The 21,365-nt window shown below is 40.4% G+C and carries 23 protein-coding genes and 1 other annotated feature; of the genes, 8 read left to right on the forward strand and 15 right to left on the reverse strand.

Annotation, left to right across the window (positions count from 1 at the left end):
• Positions 1-34: 34 nt before the first annotated feature.
• The 14 genes from ACSLUH_RS03150 to rnm form a co-directional block, all read right to left on the reverse strand.
• Entirely contained in the window at positions 35-550 is a 516-nt protein-coding gene (locus tag ACSLUH_RS03150; RefSeq protein ID WP_448564498.1) for a hypothetical protein, read from the reverse strand.
• 438 nt (positions 551-988) lie between these two features.
• Complete coding sequence (locus ACSLUH_RS03155; protein ID WP_448564500.1) at positions 989-1,243, reverse strand: VOC family protein; 255 nt, start codon at positions 1,241-1,243, stop codon at positions 989-991.
• A gap of 125 nt (positions 1,244-1,368) precedes the next feature.
• Positions 1,369-1,761, reverse strand: coding sequence for a hypothetical protein (locus ACSLUH_RS03160; protein WP_448564502.1), 393 nt, complete (start codon positions 1,759-1,761; stop codon positions 1,369-1,371).
• Positions 1,762-1,871: 110 nt separating this feature from the next.
• Positions 1,872-2,393 (reverse strand): hypothetical protein, encoded by a 522-nt coding sequence (locus tag ACSLUH_RS03165; RefSeq protein WP_448564504.1) that lies wholly within the window; start codon positions 2,391-2,393, stop codon positions 1,872-1,874.
• Positions 2,394-2,651: 258 nt separating this feature from the next.
• Positions 2,652-4,181: a PKD domain-containing protein gene (locus tag ACSLUH_RS03170; protein WP_448564506.1), complete on the reverse strand. Its 1,530-nt coding sequence runs from the start codon at positions 4,179-4,181 to the stop codon at positions 2,652-2,654.
• Positions 4,182-4,418: 237 nt separating this feature from the next.
• Entirely contained in the window at positions 4,419-4,937 is a 519-nt protein-coding gene (locus tag ACSLUH_RS03175) for a YcgN family cysteine cluster protein (RefSeq protein ID WP_448564507.1), read from the reverse strand.
• A gap of 7 nt (positions 4,938-4,944) precedes the next feature.
• Positions 4,945-5,991, reverse strand: coding sequence for a lytic murein transglycosylase (locus ACSLUH_RS03180; RefSeq protein ID WP_448564509.1), 1,047 nt, complete (start codon positions 5,989-5,991; stop codon positions 4,945-4,947).
• Between the two features lie 56 nt (positions 5,992-6,047).
• Complete coding sequence (locus tag ACSLUH_RS03185; protein WP_448564511.1) at positions 6,048-6,329, reverse strand: YcgL domain-containing protein; 282 nt, start codon at positions 6,327-6,329, stop codon at positions 6,048-6,050.
• 91 nt (positions 6,330-6,420) lie between these two features.
• Positions 6,421-7,566, reverse strand: a complete 1,146-nt coding sequence (gene rnd / locus ACSLUH_RS03190; RefSeq protein ID WP_448564513.1) for a ribonuclease D — start codon at positions 7,564-7,566, stop codon at positions 6,421-6,423.
• 53 nt (positions 7,567-7,619) lie between these two features.
• Positions 7,620-8,483, reverse strand: coding sequence for a 23S rRNA pseudouridine(2605) synthase RluB (gene rluB / locus ACSLUH_RS03195; RefSeq protein WP_448564515.1), 864 nt, complete (start codon positions 8,481-8,483; stop codon positions 7,620-7,622).
• 81 nt (positions 8,484-8,564) lie between these two features.
• The gene (gene scpB / locus ACSLUH_RS03200; RefSeq protein WP_448564517.1) at positions 8,565-9,146 is read right to left on the reverse strand and encodes an SMC-Scp complex subunit ScpB; all 582 of its coding nucleotides are present in this window, start codon (positions 9,144-9,146) and stop codon (positions 8,565-8,567) included.
• A gap of 23 nt (positions 9,147-9,169) precedes the next feature.
• A complete protein-coding gene (locus tag ACSLUH_RS03205) occupies positions 9,170-9,955 on the reverse strand; it encodes a segregation and condensation protein A (RefSeq protein ID WP_448564680.1) in 786 nt (261 codons plus the stop codon).
• A gap of 44 nt (positions 9,956-9,999) precedes the next feature.
• A complete protein-coding gene (locus ACSLUH_RS03210; protein WP_448564519.1) occupies positions 10,000-10,620 on the reverse strand; it encodes an L-threonylcarbamoyladenylate synthase in 621 nt (206 codons plus the stop codon).
• A 38-nt stretch (positions 10,621-10,658) separates the two neighbouring features.
• Positions 10,659-11,531 (reverse strand): RNase RNM, encoded by an 873-nt coding sequence (gene rnm, locus ACSLUH_RS03215; RefSeq protein ID WP_448564522.1) that lies wholly within the window; start codon positions 11,529-11,531, stop codon positions 10,659-10,661.
• A gap of 87 nt (positions 11,532-11,618) precedes the next feature.
• Positions 11,619-11,720, forward strand: a sequence feature (Trp leader region).
• Between the two features lie 124 nt (positions 11,721-11,844).
• Between rnm and aroF the strand changes: the two genes are divergently transcribed.
• The 8 genes from aroF to ACSLUH_RS03255 all read left to right on the forward strand — a co-directional run bounded on the left by aroF (position 11,845) and on the right by ACSLUH_RS03255 (position 20,524).
• Positions 11,845-12,858, forward strand: coding sequence for a 3-deoxy-7-phosphoheptulonate synthase (aroF, locus tag ACSLUH_RS03220; RefSeq protein WP_448564524.1), 1,014 nt, complete (start codon positions 11,845-11,847; stop codon positions 12,856-12,858).
• 5 nt (positions 12,859-12,863) lie between these two features.
• Positions 12,864-14,477 carry an anthranilate synthase component 1 gene (locus ACSLUH_RS03225; protein ID WP_448564682.1) on the forward strand — a complete coding sequence of 538 codons (1,614 nt, stop codon included), beginning with the start codon at positions 12,864-12,866 and terminating at the stop codon, positions 14,475-14,477.
• Positions 14,477-15,151 (forward strand): aminodeoxychorismate/anthranilate synthase component II, encoded by a 675-nt coding sequence (locus ACSLUH_RS03230; RefSeq protein WP_448564526.1) that lies wholly within the window; start codon positions 14,477-14,479, stop codon positions 15,149-15,151. Before ACSLUH_RS03225 ends, ACSLUH_RS03230 begins: the two co-directional genes overlap by 1 nt.
• A complete protein-coding gene (gene trpD / locus ACSLUH_RS03235; RefSeq protein WP_448564528.1) occupies positions 15,144-16,157 on the forward strand; it encodes an anthranilate phosphoribosyltransferase in 1,014 nt (337 codons plus the stop codon). Before ACSLUH_RS03230 ends, trpD begins: the two co-directional genes overlap by 8 nt.
• A 1-nt stretch (position 16,158) precedes the next feature.
• Positions 16,159-17,547 (forward strand): bifunctional indole-3-glycerol-phosphate synthase TrpC/phosphoribosylanthranilate isomerase TrpF, encoded by a 1,389-nt coding sequence (gene trpCF, locus ACSLUH_RS03240; RefSeq protein WP_448564530.1) that lies wholly within the window; start codon positions 16,159-16,161, stop codon positions 17,545-17,547.
• A gap of 1 nt (position 17,548) precedes the next feature.
• Positions 17,549-18,781, forward strand: a complete 1,233-nt coding sequence (trpB, locus tag ACSLUH_RS03245) for a tryptophan synthase subunit beta (RefSeq protein WP_448564532.1) — start codon at positions 17,549-17,551, stop codon at positions 18,779-18,781.
• Positions 18,781-19,614 carry a tryptophan synthase subunit alpha gene (gene trpA, locus ACSLUH_RS03250; RefSeq protein WP_448564534.1) on the forward strand — a complete coding sequence of 278 codons (834 nt, stop codon included), beginning with the start codon at positions 18,781-18,783 and terminating at the stop codon, positions 19,612-19,614. Before trpB ends, trpA begins: the two co-directional genes overlap by 1 nt.
• A 289-nt stretch (positions 19,615-19,903) precedes the next feature.
• Positions 19,904-20,524: a methyltransferase family protein gene (locus tag ACSLUH_RS03255; RefSeq protein ID WP_448564536.1), complete on the forward strand. Its 621-nt coding sequence runs from the start codon at positions 19,904-19,906 to the stop codon at positions 20,522-20,524.
• A 338-nt stretch (positions 20,525-20,862) separates the two neighbouring features.
• Here ACSLUH_RS03255 and ACSLUH_RS03260 read toward each other — a convergent pair whose 3' ends face one another.
• Positions 20,863-21,129, reverse strand: coding sequence for a DUF2999 family protein (locus ACSLUH_RS03260; protein ID WP_448564538.1), 267 nt, complete (start codon positions 21,127-21,129; stop codon positions 20,863-20,865).
• Positions 21,130-21,365 lie beyond the last annotated feature (236 nt).

The following is a 21,365-nucleotide window of genomic DNA, read 5'->3' on the forward strand; positions in this document are numbered from 1 at the left end:
AGGCCTTTCTTTAAAGCTTTTGTTAGTTGCCGTTTTATAAGGGATCGTTAAAAACTTTATCTAGCTCTCGTTTAAGGCGTTCAATCTTTTCATTATCTTTGCGTACATAAGCAAGTGCTAAACTTTGCAAATTGCTTGGCGTTGCGTGCCAAGCAGGGTTTACATCTAACGGTAATATATGATTCTGTACTTTTTCAAGCCAAATGTGATGGTTTTTCTGACCACTCACACCAAAACCTACATCTAAAAAAACACTATCGTATTTAATTTCGGTTTCTAATTCTTGATACAAGTTAAGCCACTCATCCAATTGCATAATTTCTTTACGAGGGATTGGTGTCTTACTATTTGTTTTTTCGGCTGCTGAGTTATTAACCGCTGTAACTTCTTCGGGGTCATTAGGTTTAACTACCCCCACGACAATGATAAATGTTGCGATACTGCAAAAGGCATTAATTACTATTTTATTAGCCTTATACCCTTGTTGTTTTTTAGTGTAACTATTGACGAGAAAGTAAACAGTTATTGTAAGTATAATTGCTAATATCATGGAAAAATCCTTTTAGGTAATACAACAGCCTATCGTTAACTTGTAAGCAACTAACAATTTAATAGTGATCGAATGGGTCATTTTTCTACCACGCCATTGCTCACTTTTATGATTACTCCATGGATATCAAATTTACTAACCTTTTGCTAGGTATAAAAATATTTAAAAATTAATAAAGTGGTCTAAGGACAAAAATGTGCAAATTGCTCATTTTCCTCAATATAGGGGGAAGTTCGCCAACTCTGTATATAAAAACAGTATCGAAAGAAAATATTTTCAATGTCCGATGTTCGCTCATAACAGCCCAACAGATGAGCCTAAACCTAATCAATGAAACGCTAGGTTAAAAATAAACAGCGATATAATTAACAATAATGAACTCCCCGAATAAACTGTCATAGTCGGTTGGCAATCTATACAGCTTGCCAAGCTAGCTTGCTAACTATTGCTGGTATAAAAACAGAGTTTGTTGTTATCTAAATCTCGGCCATAGGCTGAGTGCATATTCGAACGTATTTTAGGCTCACCTTCACATGTTCCTCCTAATTCAAGCTCTTTTTGATGTAAGCGATTAACTTCGTCAATAGAGTCAACATGCCATCCTAGCATTGTGCCATTGCCGTTTGATGCAGGCTTCTCATCAAAGGGTTCTGCAACCGCAAACATAAAATCGCCATTTCCCCAAAGCGTCATAGGTCCTTGTTCGTGGACTTACGCTACGCCGCAACCATCAAATAACACATCGTAAAAAGCCACCGCCTCGGTTTCATCGTTGGTACCAAAGACAAAGTAATTCATTTTCATTTTATAATTTCCATTTAATTGTTCGTGTTAATTTTGGTTAAATCTTGCTTGTTATTGTCGTAGACGCTGCCATCTTCTTTTTCTTCGATGATTTCCTTTTGTTGCGCCTCGAGAACATGTTTTTGTCCCGGGTTAAATATTGCATCAACTTCTAAAAAGGCACTTCCAACGTTTTGTTGCTCTGAAGAAGAGCGTACAGACTTCGGCTTAAACCAAGCTAAATCAAGATATTTATAGACAAAAACGATCCCAATCAAAGGGATAAGCCACAGACAAAGCAACAAAGTTAAGCGCTGTTTTAGCAGCGGAACCCAATGATAAATTTCTTTTGAGAGGTGGGCGTTTATCAATAAATGACACACTGCGATGACAGCGACTACGGATAAAAGTGCTTCGTTACCTATCATTTTTACTCCTTTAAATTGTAAGCTGCCGATTCAAAAAAATGACACGAGATTAAGCTTTCGCATCAAAAAACTGATTGGGCATTTTATCGTTAGTTCCTAGTAAAAGGCTCTTAGATGTTATCTTTTACAAACGCTAAGATCTCATTGTGAATCGCTAAATTAGTACCATGACCAATATCTGCATAGGTTCTAAATACAACGTTTTTATGATGCTCAACATACATATCTTGGCAACGCTGCCAGCGATCCGGTTGCATGTTTTTTCCCATAGTAGAATAAATAACCTGTCGCTCTACATCTGAATAAGAGTCATCAAATTCTGCAGCATCATTTGTATCTTTTGCTCCCATAAACAAAAATTGTGGTAAAGCTTGCCAGCGCTCTAACGAAAATGGCTGCCCAGTTGTTTTCTCAATATCGTTAATACCTAACGGATAATCTAATGTTTGTTTATCTAGCGCATTTACTGGCAACAACAATATGCCATTAAGTCCACCGCCAACAACAAGCTTTAACGCATCGGGGTGCATTAACGAGAATCGATTGGCAAAAGTTCCTGACGCAGAAAACCCCGTCATTATCACTTTTTCATTAACACTCACTTGTTCACAGCGTATATTTTTATCGAGCATTAATATAGGTTATTAAATAGAAGTAGAGAAAATAATTCCACTAAAAAGATGAAAATGAATGGTGAGAATGTGTGTCTTAAGTGGTTAATCGATATCGTTTAACGGCCAAGTAACAATGTAATCTTCAAAAAAGTCGATATCAACTTGCGCGGTTTTACAAACGTAACATCTAAATTGTCTTCCTTAGCGATTCATCATAAATAAAAAAGCCAGTTAACTTATAGTTAACTGGCTTTTTTATTTAAATGGGGTTATTAGTTAAAATAACTTAATAAATACTTCCGGTTCACCATCTTGACCTAGGTGAAATTGCTCTTCAAATAACTCAATTTGAAAAGACTCCAATTCACTCTCACATGGGTTTTCTTGCTCGCCGTTACAAATGTAGTACATTTGATCATATGAGTCATACTCCGCATAACCTAGAATATTGAAAGACAAATTAACGCCATCATAGGTATATTCACCATGGAAAAATTCATTTGAATCAGATGTTAACTCATAGCTAAGTGACACATATGTGCCATCGGGCTTAAAAGTCAACAAATAGAATACTTCGTCGATCATAATATAGCCGGCGTCACTGTAATACTGCCAAATGCCTTCAATAGTGTTTTCCACAAAGTTTACACGTTGCCAAGTTAATGAACCTTCATTTGGAATAGTCCAAACCATGCCCGACTCATTCAGCTCGTAATTGACTACTAAAGAGGAATCACAAAGCTCTCCTCTAGGCGCATCACAAGTTAGTGCTTCGCCATCTTGGTTGACTTCAACCGACATGGTTAGTTGGCCTTCAGAAGTTGTATAGCTTCCTTTTTCAAATCCAATAAAATCATTTTCTTCTTGAGTTTGAACACCAATATAGGTGCCATCTTCAAAGAAATACCATGTAACGCCTTCCTCTGCGAGCTCATAAACACCAGTAAATTTTGTAAACTCAACTCCTTTATCACTAAGAGTTCCAGTGAAGTGTTCAAGTGCTTGAGCTGTAGAAATCAGTTCAGTTGTAACCACCTGCTGACCACCATTAGCAATAACGGATAAAACGGCACTATCAACTTCGAAGGCTTCTACGGATTGCTCAAAATTGACGTTAATAGCATTGTCAATTGCTGTTTGAGTAATAGTGATACCATTTTCAGCATCACCATCAGCATCTAAAGTTTGTAATAAACGGATAATATTAATTACTTTTGGGTTAGTAACTTCATTTGAATCAGCTATGTCTAAAGGTGTTACGATTCCTGCTGCCGGAACAGAATCGAAGGTTAACGCACCTATAGAAAAAGTTACTGTTTCCCCTGAACGATACTCATACTGACCATTTTCATCGGTAAAGCCCGTATGTGTTTCAGTGGCATAGCCAATATTAGCTACAGCACTATCAAGCAGCACTCCAAACAAATCTATATTAGTAACCGTAACTGTAACTGTATCTGTTGCAGTATCACCATCATCATCAGTAACCGTCACTTCAAAAGTATATGTTGTATTCTCATCAACACTAGGTGCATCGAAGCTGACTTCTGAACTCTCGATTCCAGATAACGTAAGTGCCTCACCAGAAGTCTGTACCCAGCTGTAAGAAACAATATTGCCGTCAGAATCAGTGGCTGAAGCGTTTATAGTTACTCTAGTTTCTTCGTCTACAGTCAAATCATCAACGTTAACCGTAGGAGATACATTTGGTACTGGCGTTTGGGTATCATTATCGCTACCAGAGCCACCACATGCAGCAAGTAGCGTCGAAAATAATAAAATATAGGCAAGATTGAAGTTTCTCATATACGTCCTCATCAAAAAAATTGGCGATATTTTATTCAAAAAATAAGAGAAGGCAATCTATAAAAACATTAAAAATACTAAACTATTGTACAATAAAGGTATTTAATTTCTAGTAATGTAAAGGTAATCTTCTTAAATAGCTATACCTATATTTAGGGAGGCTACAGATTAAAAATCAACTTTAAAAAATCAAAAAGTATGCTGTTCTAGCAAAAACTGCTCTAAATCTCTATTTTGTTAATCAATATCCTCCAATGGCCAAGTAACAATGTAATCTTCAAAAAAGTCGATATCAACTTCATTGTCTTTAACGATTTTACCACGCACAGACATACCTGCTTTGTGCATCGCAGATTTTTTTCCTTTATTTAACAGTGGGTGCCAAGAAGGTAAACCGCGGCCTTCTTTTAGCCGTCGATAACTGCAACTTGGCGGCATAAAAAACACATCATCGAGATTGTCTTGAGTGAGCTGTACACAATCAGGCACGAGTTTGGTACGCTGCTGATATTGCGTACATTCGCAGCTTTTATCATTAAGCAGATAACAAGCAATATTGCTATAACTCATCTGCTCTCCTTCATTGATATGAGCCGTTGGCTTTAACTCACTTTCTTCATCAATAGTCGCATCATCGATAAATTTGTGTAAGCAACATTTTGCGCAGCCATCACAAAGCGATTCCCACTCAGTACGTGACATTTGCTCGAGAGTTTTAACTTCCCAAAATGGTGTTAATTTAGAATGAGTTGTCATAAGCTACCTAACGTATGGGTGGAAATTTTATACGATCGGAAAGGTGTCCAACCGAACTGACAAAATAATAAGATAAGTTCCAATGCATCAAGCTTTTATAATTATCATAGGCGAGATATGCACGCCCGTTTTCATCATCAGGAAACACCAAAGCGGCGTTTATATCTACGTTAGGCAAGTCGGTACCGTCAGTACGTCTAACACCGAGGGCCTGCCATTCCTGCAACGGCTTTTCGTACTGTTTCCAGGCCGCTAACCACTTTTTGCGATTCCCAGTACGCTTAGGGATAGCGAGGCTTTTATCAAAATGGCTCGGCAACTTCACCTGCCGCCCCCAGGTTATCTCGTTATTCCACCCTTCTTTAGCCAAATAATTCGCCATCGATGCAAACACGTCAGCCTGATTTGTCCAAATATCTTTGCGGCCATCACCATCGCCATCAACAGCATAGGCTAAAAAAGAGCTTGGCATAAACTGGCTTTGTCCCATCGCACCAGCCCATGAGCCTTTCATCTCTTCTAGGGTAATATGTCCTTGATCAATAATCGATAAAGCTGCCCAGAGTTGTTTTTGAAAAAACGCCTCTCTTCGTCCTTCATATGCCAACGTTGCCAAAGCAGAAACAACATTATAATTCCCCATAATTTTACCAAAATTGGTTTCAAGCCCCCATAAAGCAACAATAAATCGTGGTTGAACGCCATAACGCTCTCCAATATCTGTCAGTAATTCTTGGTGCTGCTTAAATAAAGTGCGAGCTTTTTTTACTTTCCAATCAGGGATCCTTTTGGGTAAATAGGTATCAAGGGTTTCTACTACTTCAGGTTGATTTCTATCGGCTTTGACAGCTCTTCTGTACAAGGTTGGCTTTTCAAAAACAGTGTTTAAAAATGTTTGACTAAACCCTTGCTTAAGCCCCAATTCCTTTAACGATTCAATATACTTTAAAAACCCTTGCTCAGAGAGTTCTTCCTGCTGTGCTTGACTGGAAAATGCCAGGCCGGTTAACAAAACAAGTACTGCGGAAGTTTGAATCAAAGATTTAACCAACATAATTAACTAATGAGCCCCTCAATAAAATGATATTCATAAAAAAACAATGATAAATCTTATGGTTTATCTAAACCGAGTTCTTGGCGATGTTGTTTAAGTAAGTCTTCCTCTGGCGGCGGTAGTTGCAGGTAAAAACCTTGCTCTATTAAACTCTCTTTGACTTTATTTATATCTGCCATAGCAAGCTTATCTTTGTTCGCCAAATTAATGATGGTGACCAGATTGGGGGTACCAAACATCGCTTTCAAGGCATCTGGCACTTGCGAGAAATCATCCCGCTTATTAACAAAAAGATAAGTTTGTGCTTTTTTAGGGCTTTTATATACGGCACACAACATGAGCTGAACCTTTAATATGTGTCAATAAATAGCAAAGCACCACTATAACATGACTGGCTTAGGCTATAAACGAATTGTTAGCGCCATAAGATTACAGAGAAGTAAAATTATCTTTGGCATGGGCGAGCAGTTGTTCACCAAATAGCGGTTTTCGCCAATCTCGTAAAATATCAATATCTTTATCGACATCAAGATGTTGTTCTATTTTGTAATGCCAACTCAAAAACTGATTGATTTGCTTTTTAGATGCAAAATTCTCTATCGCTTGATGATGCTGATCGGCAACTTTCTTAATGTAGCTCTTTACCTTTTTAAATACTTGTTTATATCCAGGTGTCTCATCTAGACGCAAGATACGCGGTGGAAAGTCTTTTTCATCTGTTTGATTTGCTTTTTTCAACACAGAAAGCAACGCTTTTCCTTTATGGCGGATATCACTGAGCTCTACACCTTCGATTGATGCCATCGCACCTACACTTTTGGGGTTAACTCGGGCAAGACCAATAAGTGTGTGGTCTTTAGCGATAAAACCTAACGGTAAATCACGAAGCTGTGCTTGTTCAAAACGCCATTTAGCTAAATATTTAAGTAAATTTAACTGACGAGAATTCAATCGCCAACTCATCTTAATCTGTTGATATAAGCTATCAGGATCAATAGTAGCGAATTTACGTTCGATCATCAGCTGAGTATCCAGTTGAGCGGCTTGATACCAAGAAGAGTCAATTAACTCTTGTTTTAAACGTGGATATAGCTGATACAAATAGTCGACATCGGCCTGAGCATAAGCAATTTGACTTTCCGTCAATGGACGTTTGAGCCAATCGGTACGTGAATCGGATTTATCGAGTTCAATCGCTAAATAGTGTTGTACCATACCAGCATAACCAATAGATAAGCCATGCCCTAAAAACGACATCATAATCTGGCTGTCGATTAAGTTTTGCGGTCGACAATTGCCATGAGTAAGGAAAACCTCTAAATCCTCAGAGCAAGCATGAATAACCTTTTCTAACTTAGGATCTTCAAGCAATTGCCAAAATGGAGAAAGATCTTCTATGGTCGTTGGATCGATTAATGCAATAACATCACCATCGCAGACCTGTAGCAAGCCTAGCTTTGGATAAAATGTCCTTGTTCGAACAAATTCAGTATCTATGGTAATAACATTTGCACGTGCTAACTGTTGGGATAATAAATTTAAATCTTCTTGTTGTTCTATATAAAGTTTTTGCACATCAACTTCCACTACTACATTTTATCAGGGCCTTAAACAGGCAAGCACTCTTATTAACTGCGGCGACGTCTCGTTGCTTGCTGATGTCGTTGTTGATGTTTCTTCACTGAGCGTCTTATTCTGCGACTTTTGGCATTATCCATTGCTTTTTCATCAACTTTCACTTTACTTTTGGTTTCCACCGGCAGTTTGACTAACTTGCGATAATAATTAACATCTGGCAAAGAAAGCTCTACCCAACCACCTAATGGCAACTGACGCTTCATTTCCATGTCACCATATCGAACTCGGATCAATCGACTAACCTGTACTTCCTGACTCTCCCACAAACGACGAACCTCTCGATTACGGCCTTCGGAAAGCACGACATGAAACCAATGGTTGCGTCCTTCGCCACCTCGGTAAGTGATTTTTTGAAACTTAGCAGGACCATCTTCAAGTTTAACGCCAGTTCTCAACCGTTGGATCATGGCTTGGTCAACTTCACCAAAAACCCTGACCGCGTACTCTCGTTCAACTTTCTGAGAAGGATGCATCAAGCGATTTGCTAATTCACCATCAGTGGTAAACAGTAACATACCTGAGGTGTTAATATCGAGACGACCAACCGCTATCCATCGGCCTGATTCCAATTTAGGTAAGCGATCAAACACCGTGGGACGCCCTTCAGGATCTTTACGAGTACACATTTCACCTTCAGGTTTGTTATACATCAGCACTCGACAAATTTCGTCATCTTTTGATTTCAACGTCACCGGATGACCATCAATTTTTATGGTTTCATTCCCTTCGACGCGATCACCTAAATACGCCATATTGCCATTAACGCTAACACGACCAGCACTAATGATTGCTTCCATTTCTCGACGAGATCCTTTACCCGCTCGGGCTAACACTTTTTGTAATTTTTCAGACATAGGTCTTAACTCTCTTCCGTCAGTAACATCACATGATACATTCTATTGCTGCATGCTAAGTTGCTGTCTCTTAAACTGAGTTTACTCTTCAATGTTCTCTTGATCCAATTGCTCAGAGCTTTTAAGTGCGATTTCTGATATCGGCATTAATTCTGGCAACTGCTGCAAGGATTGTAGTGAAAAATAATCTAAAAATTCTTTAGTCGTTGCATACAATGCTGGTTTACCTGGCACATCTTTATGACCAACCACTTTTATCCAATGACGCTCTAATAAGGTTTTGGTAATTTGGCTACTAACCGATACCCCCCTAACCTGTTCTATCTCTCCGCGAGTGATCGGTTGTTTATAGGCAATCATCGCCAAAGTTTCAAGTAACGCTCTTGAATATTTAGGCGCCTTCTCCTGAAACAGGTTACTGACCTGCTCTGCATATTCGGGGACTACTTGAAAACGATAACCGCTAGCCACTTCAACAAGGTTTACCGAGCGATGCTGATAATCATGCTTTATTGTCTCTAACGCTGTAGTTACCTGTTGATGGCTTACTTGATACTCGACCAATAATTGCTGTTTAATCTTCTTCAACGACAATGGCGTTGGCGAAGCAAATATTGCCGCTTCAATTAAACGTGATAATGACTGTCTAGTTATCTTGGGCATTAGTTTACCATCATCAATCAGATTTATCGCTTAATTCGAACATTTATTCTGGCAAAACTATCTACTTGCACACATTCGATTAACTGTTCTTTAATCAACTCAAGTATGGCTATAAACGTCACGACGACACCATGCTTTCCTTCTTTGACATCAAAAAGCTGTTCAAAAGGGGTAAAATCTTCATTTTTTGTTAATTGGGTTAATATTTGACTCATGCGCTCACGGGTCGATAACGCTTCTTTGGCAATATGGTGATGTTCATAAGCTTGACTGCGTTTCAAGACATCTTGCAAAGCAGCGACAAGCTCTACTAAATCAACATCACTATGCGCTGATTTTATGGGAATGTTCGCTGGTAAGCTAGCCGCAACGGGTAAAAAATCTCTATCGACTCTTGGTAACTCATCAAGCTGCTGCGCAGCATTTTTAAAGATTTCGTACTCTTGTAATCGTCTGACAAGTTCGGCTCGCGGGTCTTGTTCATCTTCATCTACATGTTGTTTAGGCAACAATAATCGCGACTTTATTTCTGCTAACACTGCTGCCATTACCAAATATTCTGAAGCTAACTCCAACTTTACATCTTTCATTAACTCGACGTATTGCATGTATTGCACGGTTATTGGTGCTATGGGTAAATCCAAAATATCAAACTTTTGCTTCTTAATAAGATAAAGCAGTAAATCGAGAGGTCCCTCAAATGCCTCTAAAATGACTTCTAACGCATCGGGTGGAATATACAAATCTTGTGGTTTTTCAACGAAAGCTTCACCACGAATAAACGCCAACGGTAATGACTGTTGTTGCATTTCACCTTTAGCACTTAATTGACTCACCCAATACTCTCTTAGGATTATTCAAACGGACTTGGATCGCCCTGACCAACACGCAAAATTTCAGCATCTCCTTGCGAAAAATCAATCACAGTCGTTGGCTTTTCACCTAAGTAACCACCATGAATAATCAAATCCACTTGATGCTCTAGCAAATCACGAATTTGTTCCGGATCGTACTCGGTAGTTTGTTCACCAGGCATGATTAAGCTTGTTGACATAATAGGCTCTTCTAGCGCTTCGAGTAATGCCTGTGCAATAGTATTTTCAGGGATTCGAATACCGATGGTTTTTTTCTTAGGGTTCAACAAACGTTTAGGCACCTCTTTGGTGCCCTTAAAGACAAACGTATACGGTCCAGGCGTGTTATTTTTCATTAATCTAAATGCCGTATTTTCTACACGAGCATATTCTGACAGTTCAGAAAGATCACGGCACACCAGCGTAAAATTATGCTCCTTATTTATTCCTCTGATCCGACAGATTCGCTCGAGTGCTTTTTTATCACCGATGTGACAACCAAGCGCATAGCCTGATTCCGTTGGATAAACAACGACGCTACCTTGATGAATCATCTCCGCGGCTTGCTTCATCAAACGTCCTTGCGGGTTATCAGGATGTACATAAAAAAATTGACTCATTTATCGCTCCAAGCGTTGTTAATTCGTTGCAATAATCACTATTGCCAACATTGCCAAATAGGTTGGCAGTTCTCTGGTAATACGAGGTTCTTTCCTAAATCGCTCCATCGACTCGGGTGGTGAAAATCAGAACCTAATGAAGCATGTAAATCATACTCTAAACAATAGTTTAGCATGCGTTGGCGCTGTTCAGGATTCATTTGCGGTAAAACAATCTCTAAACCATTGCCACCGGCTTCCTTAAATTGGATGATTAGTCGTCTAAGCCACTTGGCCGTCATATCATAACGTATTGGATGAGCCATTACTGCGACGCCACCTGCTTGATGAATAACCTCAATTGCAGTTTCTATGGAACACCACATCGGTTTTACATAAGCTCTTTTCCCTTTACCAATATACTTATCAAAGGCTTTTTGCATCGTGCTAACATGCCCTGCATTTAACAATACTTTGGCAAAGTGAGCTCGAGTAATAGAACCATTTCCCGCCAGTGCTTTCGCTTGTTGATAAACATTAGAAAAACCACATTTGATAAGTTTTTCTCCCATCATCTCGGCGCGTTGCTCTCGAAGCTGTTGTTGAGATTCAATTAACGACACCAAGGCGGGATGTTGTTCATTAATATTTAGACCGACAATATGGATCTCAAAGCCATGCCATGCCGTAGAAATCTCAATACCATCGATTAAGGTAATTGGATGATTACGTTCTAAAATATGCTTTTTGGCAATAGATAAACCCGAGGTTGTATCGTGATCCGTTATCGCCAAAACATCCAATTGGTAGTTAACCGCACGTTCTATCAGCTCTTGTGGCGATAAACCACCATCTGAACAGTGAGTATGGCTATGCAAGTCAACACGAGCATTTCGATAATCGACAAAATTTTCAGTTGACAATAACGACATAATCAGTTCTTCTATAGGGGGAATCAGCAAACTTATTCTACTTAGGTCAGTATTAGAATGATACATGTAAAACAAACTATTTCTCTAATTTGGTGGTGGCATAACTCTACATAAGTGGGTTGTGATAGTTTGCTGTATTTAACGTAAAAAATATCTTTAAAAACCCGCTTATTAAGCGGGTTTTTTGCTTTTTGAGAAAACAAAATTACTTGGAAGAACTCATGTTAACAACAAAAGTTAAAAGTTGGTTTATTTGGTGGCTTCAGCCCATTTACGCCGGATGACCCATTTAAATACAACATAGGACACTATCATGATCATCGTTTTAAAACCGCAAGCATCTGAGCAAGATGCCCAAGAAATACTTGATAAAATAGCCAGCCTTGGCCTCAAACCACTCTACATGCCAGGTGTAGAACGCACCGTACTTGGTGCCTTAGGTGACGAACGCATTCTTAGACAACTTCATCTTGACGCCTATCCAATGGTGGATGAGATAAAACCAGTATTAAGCCCTTATAAGCTTGTCAGTCGTGAACTGCAAGCACACGATTCTGTTATTTCTATTGGTGGCATAAAAGTCGGTGGTGGTAATTTTACCATTATCGCCGGCCCATGCTCAGTTGAAAGCCAACAACAACTCTTCAGTGTCGCTGAGATGTTAAAAGGCCATCATGTCCCGCTTCTCAGAGGGGGTGCTTTTAAACCAAGAACTAGCCCTTATAGCTTTCAAGGACTTGGCGTTGAAGGTTTAGCACTTTTAAAAGCAGCGAATGAAAAATATCAAATGCCAGTCGTTTCAGAAATTATCGATCCAAATGACGCAGAACTTATGTATGACTATATTGATTGCTACCAAATTGGTGCCCGCAATATGCAAAACTTCCGTTTATTGGAAGCGGTAGGCAAACAAAACAAAGCGGTTTTACTTAAGCGCGGTATGAGTGCCACTATCGAAGAATTATTGCTCGCCGCTGAATACATAGTGAATGCGGGTAACCCTAACGTCATATTGTGTGAACGAGGCATCAGAACATTTGAAACCGCCACGCGAAATACCCTTGACCTCAATGCCGTCGCCTACTTAAAAGAAAAAACCCACCTACCCGTGTTGGTTGATCCTTCGCACGGCACAGGTGTTAAATCACTTATTAACCCGCTATCGAGAGCGGCAGTTGCTGTAGGCGCCGATGGTATCATTGTTGAGGCACACCTTAACCCTAAAGAAGCACTCTCAGATGGTCATCAAGCGTTAACTGCTGAGGATTTTTCAACCCTAATGGCTGATATCAAACCCTTTATTTCTGCAGCAGGTAAAGCATTATGACCTCAATGTTTAATCAGCCGAATACCAGCGACATTGGTGCCGTGCATTGCTTAACCAGCAAGGCTAAATACCAGTGTGATCCACTGACGTTATTTAAAAAGCTTTGTGGCGAAAAACGCAATAACCTTTTGTTAGAGTCAGCTGAAATCGACAAAAAACACCAATTAAAAAGTTTGCTATTGGTCGATGCTGCGGCAAAGATAGTTTGTCATGGACAGCAGGTAACTTTTACACCACTGAGCTTAAATGGCGAAGCTGCCATCGCTTTTGCTGCCAAGCAGTTAGCTCAATATGCAAACTTAACCTTTGACAGAAAATCGTTAATTGCCAATTTTCCAACCAGTGAACAACCACTCGATGAAATGTCACGTTTAAAGGCCAGTAACCCGTTTCAGGCGTTACGTGTTTTTCAACAATTGGCTAATCAACATCATCACCCTTTTGCCGTCTTTTTAGGAGGAGCGTTTGCCTTTGATATGATAGCAATGAGCGAACAGCTGCCTGATGTTGATGATAGTGACAATAGCTGCCCGGATTTTGTTTTTTATTTAGCAGAGACATTAGTTGTTATTGATCATGAAAAGCGGTCATCTGAAGTCATTGCCAATGTGTTTTCTGGCAAAGAGCAGCGTAAGTGTCACTTCGAAATAGCGCGACGTTTATCGGTTATTAAAGATTTAGTAGAAAGCGATATCGCGCCACCTCAGACACGAAAACTTGAGCGCTGCCAGCCTTTAGAGATTAGTTGTGACATCAGTGATGAAGATTTTTGCCAAACGGTTGAACAATTAAAAGAGCATATTCGCGCTGGCGATATTTTCCAAATTGTGCCATCACGAACTTTTTCTTTGCCTTGCAAAGATACCTTTAACGCCTACTTAGCGCTACGGGAAAGTAACCCAAGCCCTTACATGTTTTATTTACAAGATGAAGACTTTGTTATGTTTGGCGCTTCTCCAGAATCGGCGATTAAATACCAACAACACAACCGTCAAGTGGAAATTTATCCAATTGCGGGTACTCGCCCTAGGGGCTTTGATCGTCATGGCAATTTGTCACTCGATTTAGATTGTCGAATTGAGCTTGAATTGCGTCAAGATAAAAAAGAACTTGCTGAACATATTATGTTAGTTGATCTGGCCAGAAATGATGTTGCACGAGTGAGTAAACCGGGCACACGCCATGTTGCTGATTTACTAAAAGTTGATAGGTATTCTCATGTGATGCATCTAGTGTCTAGAGTTTGTGGCAAATTGCGTGAAGACCTCGATGCACTGCACGCCTACCAAGCCTGTATGAACATGGGGACACTTTCTGGCGCCCCTAAAGTGAAGGCTACCGAGCTTATTCGCCAATTTGAAGGTAAACGACGCGGTAGTTATGGCGGTGCAGTAGGTTATCTTACTGGCGAAGGTGATATGGACTCATGCATTGTTATTCGTTCTGCATTTGTCAAAGATGGTTTAGCTCACGTGCAAGCTGGCGCGGGTGTCGTTTATGACTCTGTACCACAGGCAGAAGCTGATGAAACACGTCAGAAAGCACAAGCGGTTATTAACGCCATCAAAACCGCTGCACAGATGGAAAACATCTCCACCACAGTCAAGGAGCACAACTAATGAAGCACAGCACGCAATTATTTATGCTCGATAACCTCGACTCATTCACTTACAACTTGGTGGATGAATTTCAAACCCTCGGGTTTGAACCGACAATCTACCGTAATACCCTATCCGCAGATTATATCGTCGCACAAATGGAAGCTTGCCAATCGCCAGTAGTTTTGGTGCTTTCACCAGGTCCTGGTGATCCACAAAGCGCGGGATGCTTAATGGAATTAATTGAAAAAACTGCTGGTCGCTTTCCTATTCTTGGTATTTGTTTGGGGCATCAAGCGCTTGTTGAGTACTATGGTGGTACCATAGGTAGAGCCCCTGAAATTATCCATGGCAAAGCTTCTAACATAACTCACACCGCCTCTGGCGTGTTTGCTGATATTAAAAATCCTCTGCCCGTTGCTCGCTACCACTCGCTCGTGGCTACACAAGTACCGAGTTGTTTGGAGGTTATTGCAAAATATGACATTAATGATGACATCAATTTGCCAATGGCCATTAGTCACCAAAACGATAGGGTTATCGGTTTTCAGTTTCATCCAGAATCAATTCTGACCACATTTGGTAGCACGCTGATAGAGCAAAGTTTGACACTGCTTACCGGTGTCGAACTCAAAGAAAATGATTTAACCAATGATGGCTTAAACCAAAAGTTAAAGGACGTTACTCATGACTAAAATTTTAGATACGTTAGTGAATGGAAAATCTCTGTCACAACAACAATCACAACAATTTTTTAGCGACGTATTTGCCGGTAATGTTGAACCTGCGTTATTAGCTTCTGTGTTAACGGCTTTAAAAATTAAAGGAGAAACTTCAGAAGAAATTGCTGGAGCGGCTCTGGCTATTCGAGATTTCGCAACATCTTTTCCGAAAGTAAGCTTTGATGTTACCGACTGTGTTGGCACTGGTGGCGATGGTGCCAACACCATTAACATCTCAACAACTGCAGCGATTTTAGCTGCCGCTTGTGGGGTAAAAATGGCGAAACATGGCAACCGCAGTGTTTCTAGCATGTCTGGTTCTGCAGACTTATTAGAAGCATTAGGGGTTAATTTGGAAATGTCACCGGAGCAAGCCGCGACTTGCATAGAGCAATCCAACCTTTGTTTTTTATATGCTCCGGCCTATCATCCAGGGTTCAAGTATGCCGGTCCAGTGCGCGCAGCAATGGGCATTCGTACCATATTTAATATTCTCGGACCTTTGGTTAACCCCGCCAAACCAAAGACAATGCTATTAGGTGTTTATACCCCAGCGTTGCTTGAAACGATGGCCGAAAGTTTACTATTAACAGGCGTAGAACGTGGCTGGGTTGTTCACGGTAGTGGTTTGGATGAAATTGCACTCCATGGCGAGACAAAAGTGATTGAAATTAATCATGGCAAGTTAACTTTTCGTACCATCACTCCTGAAGATTTTGGCTTAAAACGTTATACCTTAGATGATATTAAAGGAGGCAGTCCAAAAGAAAATGCCGATATTATCAAAACAATATTATCAGGTGATGGCTTGCCAGCGCATAATAGTGCCGTGGTTGTTAACTGTGCCGTGCTACTCTATTTGCACGACATGGCTGATAATTTACAATCGGCAGCACTACTCGCTCAAGAAGTACTAGCTTCGGGACGCGCGCTAAAAACCTTAGAAACTATGGTTCACTTATCGCAAGGAGATCGTTAACATGGCGAACGTTTTAGAAAAAATCGTTGCTGATAAGCGCTTAGAGGTTGAAGCGAGGAAACAAGAATTTCCGTTATCGAGCTTTGTTGACCAATTAGTTCCTTCAAACAAAGACATGTATCAGGCTCTTGACCGTCGCCATGGAAGTGGTCATGCGGGTTTTATCCTAGAATGCAAAAAAGCTTCTCCTTCTAAAGGGCTTATTCGCCCTGATTTTGACGTTGAAGCAATTGCTAAAGTCTATGATAAATATGCAGCAGCGATCTCAGTGCTGACCGATGAAAAATACTTTCAAGGCCAATTTGATTATTTAAAAAAGGTCACTGAAACCGTCAATTGTCCTGTGCTCAATAAAGATTTCTTTATCGACCCATATCAAGTGTATTTAGCTCGCTATTATGGTGCAGATGCGATATTACTGATGCTGAGTGTTTTAACCGATGATGAATATCGTCAACTGGCTAACGTTGCAGAGCAATATAACCTCGCTATTCTTACCGAAATATCCACAGAAGAAGAACGTGATCGAGCAATTACATTAGGTGCTAAACTTATCGGCATCAATAATCGCAATTTACGCGATTTATCGACCGATATCGCCCGTACCTTTGACTTTGCCCCTACCTTGCCTGACGACAGGATCGTTATCTCAGAATCAGGCATTTATACCAATGCGCAAGTTAGAGAGCTAGCACCGGCTGTCGATGGCTTTTTGGTGGGTAGCTCGATAATGGCGCAAAAGGATATTGATTTAGCCTGCCGTCGTCTGATCTTTGGTGAAAACAAAGTTTGCGGTTTAACTTCAGTAGAGGATGCCGAAAAAGCCATGAACAGCGGCGCGGTCTATGGTGGGTTGATTTTCGCGAAAAAATCACCTCGATGTATCAATGAACACACCGCCCGTGCCATCGTTAACCAAGTTTCAGGGCTCGATTACGTTGGCGTCTTCGTTAACCATTCTATTGATTTCGTCGTTGAAATGGCAACATCATTAAATCTAAAGGCTGTTCAACTGCACGGCGGTGAAAATACAGAATATTTTGATCAACTCGCTTCCCTGCTGCCAGGACGCTGTCAGATTTGGCAAGCAATAGCAGTTGAAAATGATATTAACCAGTTTGCCACTTTGGCCAGTCATGTCGTACTAGACGGAAAAACAGCAGGAAGCGGGCAAGCGTTTAATTGGCTGTTACTCGATAAAAGTGACCAAGATTTTTCCAGCTGTTTTCTTGCTGGTGGCTTGGCCCCCGAAAATATTAGCGAGGCAATCAATGTACTTGTCTCACAAGAACTATTTGGTCTTGATATCAATTCCGGCGTCGAATCAAGTCCCGGACAAAAAAGCCAAGAAAAACTAAACCAAGTGTTTACTCAGATACGGAATTACTAACATGTCACAATCAACGAATGAAAACATGAAAGAGAATAAGCTACCTGCCTATTTCGGTGAGTTTGGTGGAATGTTTGTCGGTGAATTATTAGTGCCGGCACTTGAGCAACTTGAACAAGCTTATCTCGACTCGAAAAACGATATCGCTTTTCAAGAAGAGTTTAACAAACTGCTAGAGAGCTATGCGGGCAGACCAACACCGCTGACATTAACAAGAAACCTGACAAAAAACCCATTAGCAAAGATCTATCTAAAAAGAGAAGACTTATTGCATGGTGGCGCCCACAAAACCAATCAAGTGTTAGGCCAAGCATTGCTAGCCAAAAAAATGGGAAAGAAAGAAATTATCGCTGAAACGGGCGCTGGTCAACATGGTGTTGCAACAGCTATTGCTTGTGCTTTACTCGGCTTAAAATGTAGAGTTTACATGGGTGCACATGACTGTGCTCGTCAACAACCGAATGTTTTTCGGATGAAATTAATGGGTGCGACTGTTATTCCTGTCACTGCTGGTGGCGGTACCTTAAAAGATGCCGTCAATGAGGCATTGCGTGATTGGTCAGCAAATTATGATAGCGCACACTACTTATTAGGTACTGCTGCAGGACCTCACCCTTTCCCAACGATTGTTCGTGATTTTCAAAAAATGATCGGTGAAGAAGCGAAAGCGCAACTCTTGGCAGAAGAAGGACGTTTACCTGACTATGTCATTGCCTGTGTCGGAGGTGGCTCCAATGCGATAGGTATGTTCAATGATTTTATTGGAGATGAACACGTTAAGCTCATTGGTGTTGAAGCTGGTGGTAAAGGTATTGATACCGACCAGCATGGCGCAACCTTATCAGCCGGGACGAAAGGAATGCTACATGGTAATTATACCTACATTATGCAGGATAAATTTGGTCAAATAGAAGAGTCTTATTCTGTTTCAGCAGGGCTTGATTATCCTGCGGTTGGCCCACAACATGCCCACTTAAAAGAAACTGGCCGCGCGCAATATGTGCCAATTAATGATGATGAAGCTCTCGATGCTTTTCAAACTTTAGCGAGTAGCGAAGGTATTATCCCAGCTTTAGAATCTTCCCATGCATTAGCACAAGCAATAAAGATGGCAGATAACGTAGATGAAGAAACCATATTCTTAGTCAATCTATCAGGTCGTGGTGATAAAGATCTCGCCCATGTTCATAGCGTTCTTCACCCCGAGCAAAATCAACAAACGGAGCAAAACTAATGACTGTTACTAATGAACCTCAAATTGGCCACCGTTATCAGCACTGTTTTGCTTCATTAAAAGAGAGCAATCAAGGGGCGTTTATTCCTTTTGTCACCATTGGCGATCCAAATCCGGAATTATCTTTTGAGATCATCAAAACTTTAATTGATTCAGGAGCTGATGCATTAGAGCTTGGTATTCCATTTTCAGATCCTAGTGCCGATGGCGTTACAATCCAAAAAGCGGGATTACGAGCATTAAGCGAAAATGTTAACACAGACACTTGTATTGATATTTTAAAGCAAGTGAGAGCATATGCCCCAAATATCCCTATTGGCTTATTGTTATACGGTAATTTAGTCTTTGCTAGAGGGATAGATAAGTTTTATCGAGATATGGCAGAGGCTGGCGTAGACTCTGTGTTAATTGCAGATTTACCGATAAGAGAAAGTCAGCCGTTTAGATTAGCTGCTCAAAAAGCTGGTATAGCGCCAATTTTCATCGCGCCGCCAAATGCCAGCGCTGAAACCTTAGCAAAAGTCGCCGAGTATAGTAAAGGATATACTTACGTCCTCAGTCGCGCTGGTGTTACGGGTACAGAAACTAAAGCAAGCACCCCAGCTGAGCATTTAGTTACGACCCTAAGAGATAACCACGCCGCACCTGCAGTGATCGGTTTTGGTATTTCAGCACCAGAGCAAGTTAAAGCCGCCCTTGATGCTGGAGCCGAAGGTGCCATCAGCGGCTCAGCTGTGGTCAATATTATCGAACAACATCTAGACCAACCTCAAGAAATGTTAGCCGCACTTCGTGCATTCGTTCAAAAGATGAAGGCCGCAACTGTGCGCTAACCGTTGTTATTGACAGAAAAGTCTTTCTTAGCCCATCTTAACGTTATCGATGGGCTTTTTTTTGCCCACTTTACGTGGCTAATCAGCTCTATTGTTATGTAATTCTTTGATCGGTAATGACGATCTCAGTACCACCTAAGAAAACTACGCTTTGCAATATACTGTTAGTCATTTTCTGCGCCTATTGGCGCAATTATTCTGAATATACAAATACTTGTTATACCACCGTAAAAATTGTGCTTTAATATCTGATTAATAGAATAGTAATAAAGGACCCTAAAGCATCACAATGCAAGGACTTGATCTGACACTATTTATCTTTACACGTTATTACTTGGCGGTATTCTTCACGTTTGTCGCCACGTTTTATACTGTTCGCATTATTTGGCTACAACTAAAATTAAATAAGCAAATGATCCATCCTGGTAAAACGTTTTGTGCGACGTGGTGGAATCATCTCTTATTTAGAATTTTTCGCGCTGGTATTTGGATTGTTTGCTTAACGAGAGTTTTTTACCCACAACTAGATGGTTATCTCGGTATGTTTACTTCATTTAATCATGCAGGGATTATAATGAGTGGGTTAATATTACTTACCTTTGGCTTTGGTTTCACCTTGTATATTCATCTAAAAATGAAGAACCTATGGCGATCTGGTATCGATCCTAACTCACCACATCAGCTCCTGACCGATGGTGTATACGCAAAAAGCCGTAATCCAATGTATATTGGCGTTATTACGGCTCAACTAGGTTTTTTCTTAGCGCTGCCAAGCGTGTTCACATTTATTTGTTTACTTATAGGTATCACTGCAATTTACCGGCAAACCTTGTCTGAAGAACATGCTCTAGCGGCTAAGTTTCAAACGACTTATCTGCAGTACTGTCGGAACGTACCTCGATGGTGGTAACAGTATAATAATAGATGCAGCGTAATTAGCGAGATAACTACCAATGTTGATAGTGCCTAGAGCGTGTTGATCTTTGATGTACATTTTTGCAGCAGTTCATTTGAAGTTTATACAAGACAGAGCCTATGTCATGTGGTTATTCCCCATAAGTAGGCAATAACGAAGTAGAAATTTCAAATGGGCGCTGTCCTTCGGATTCGTTTAAACGTGATTTACGCTCTGTTGTAACTCATTTGTATAGAATAACTATACTGTATTCGCTACGCCTCGATTAAATCACGTTTAATTCGAACAAAATTTGTACCGCAAAGATCAACACGCTCTAGCATAATAACGCTTTACGACTGCGATTGCTGAGCATCTATCTTAGCTTTAGCTGCTTCCACTTGGCTAAAATCAAGCCCTAGCTCTTCGACCGCTTCCTTTATAAGTGATGGGTTTTGCATCACCATCATCATTAGGCTTTGTAACTTATCTGCAGGAATACCTAAAGTTTGAATCGTATTCATTGCCATTAATGGGTTCTCTGTTAGTGCTTTAAATACGTCATTAATTTGTTGGTCACTGATATTTTGTTCTTTTAATAATGCAATGATTGGGTTCATCTAATTACCTTACCTGTGATGAGAAGAAAGCATGAATTCTACCATTAACCTAGGGCGTGTTGAACTTTTGTGGTTGAGTTTTGTTCGAATTAACTGCATTTTAATCGCGGCACTTGTGATACGCATAGTTATTCTACGCACAGAGCAAGTAACAAAGCGTAAAATGCAGTTAAACGAATCCAAAGGACAACATTTCTGATGTTTTTCTACTGCGTTATCGTTAATTCATGTGGAAT

The organism is Thalassotalea ganghwensis (genome assembly GCF_053485795.1).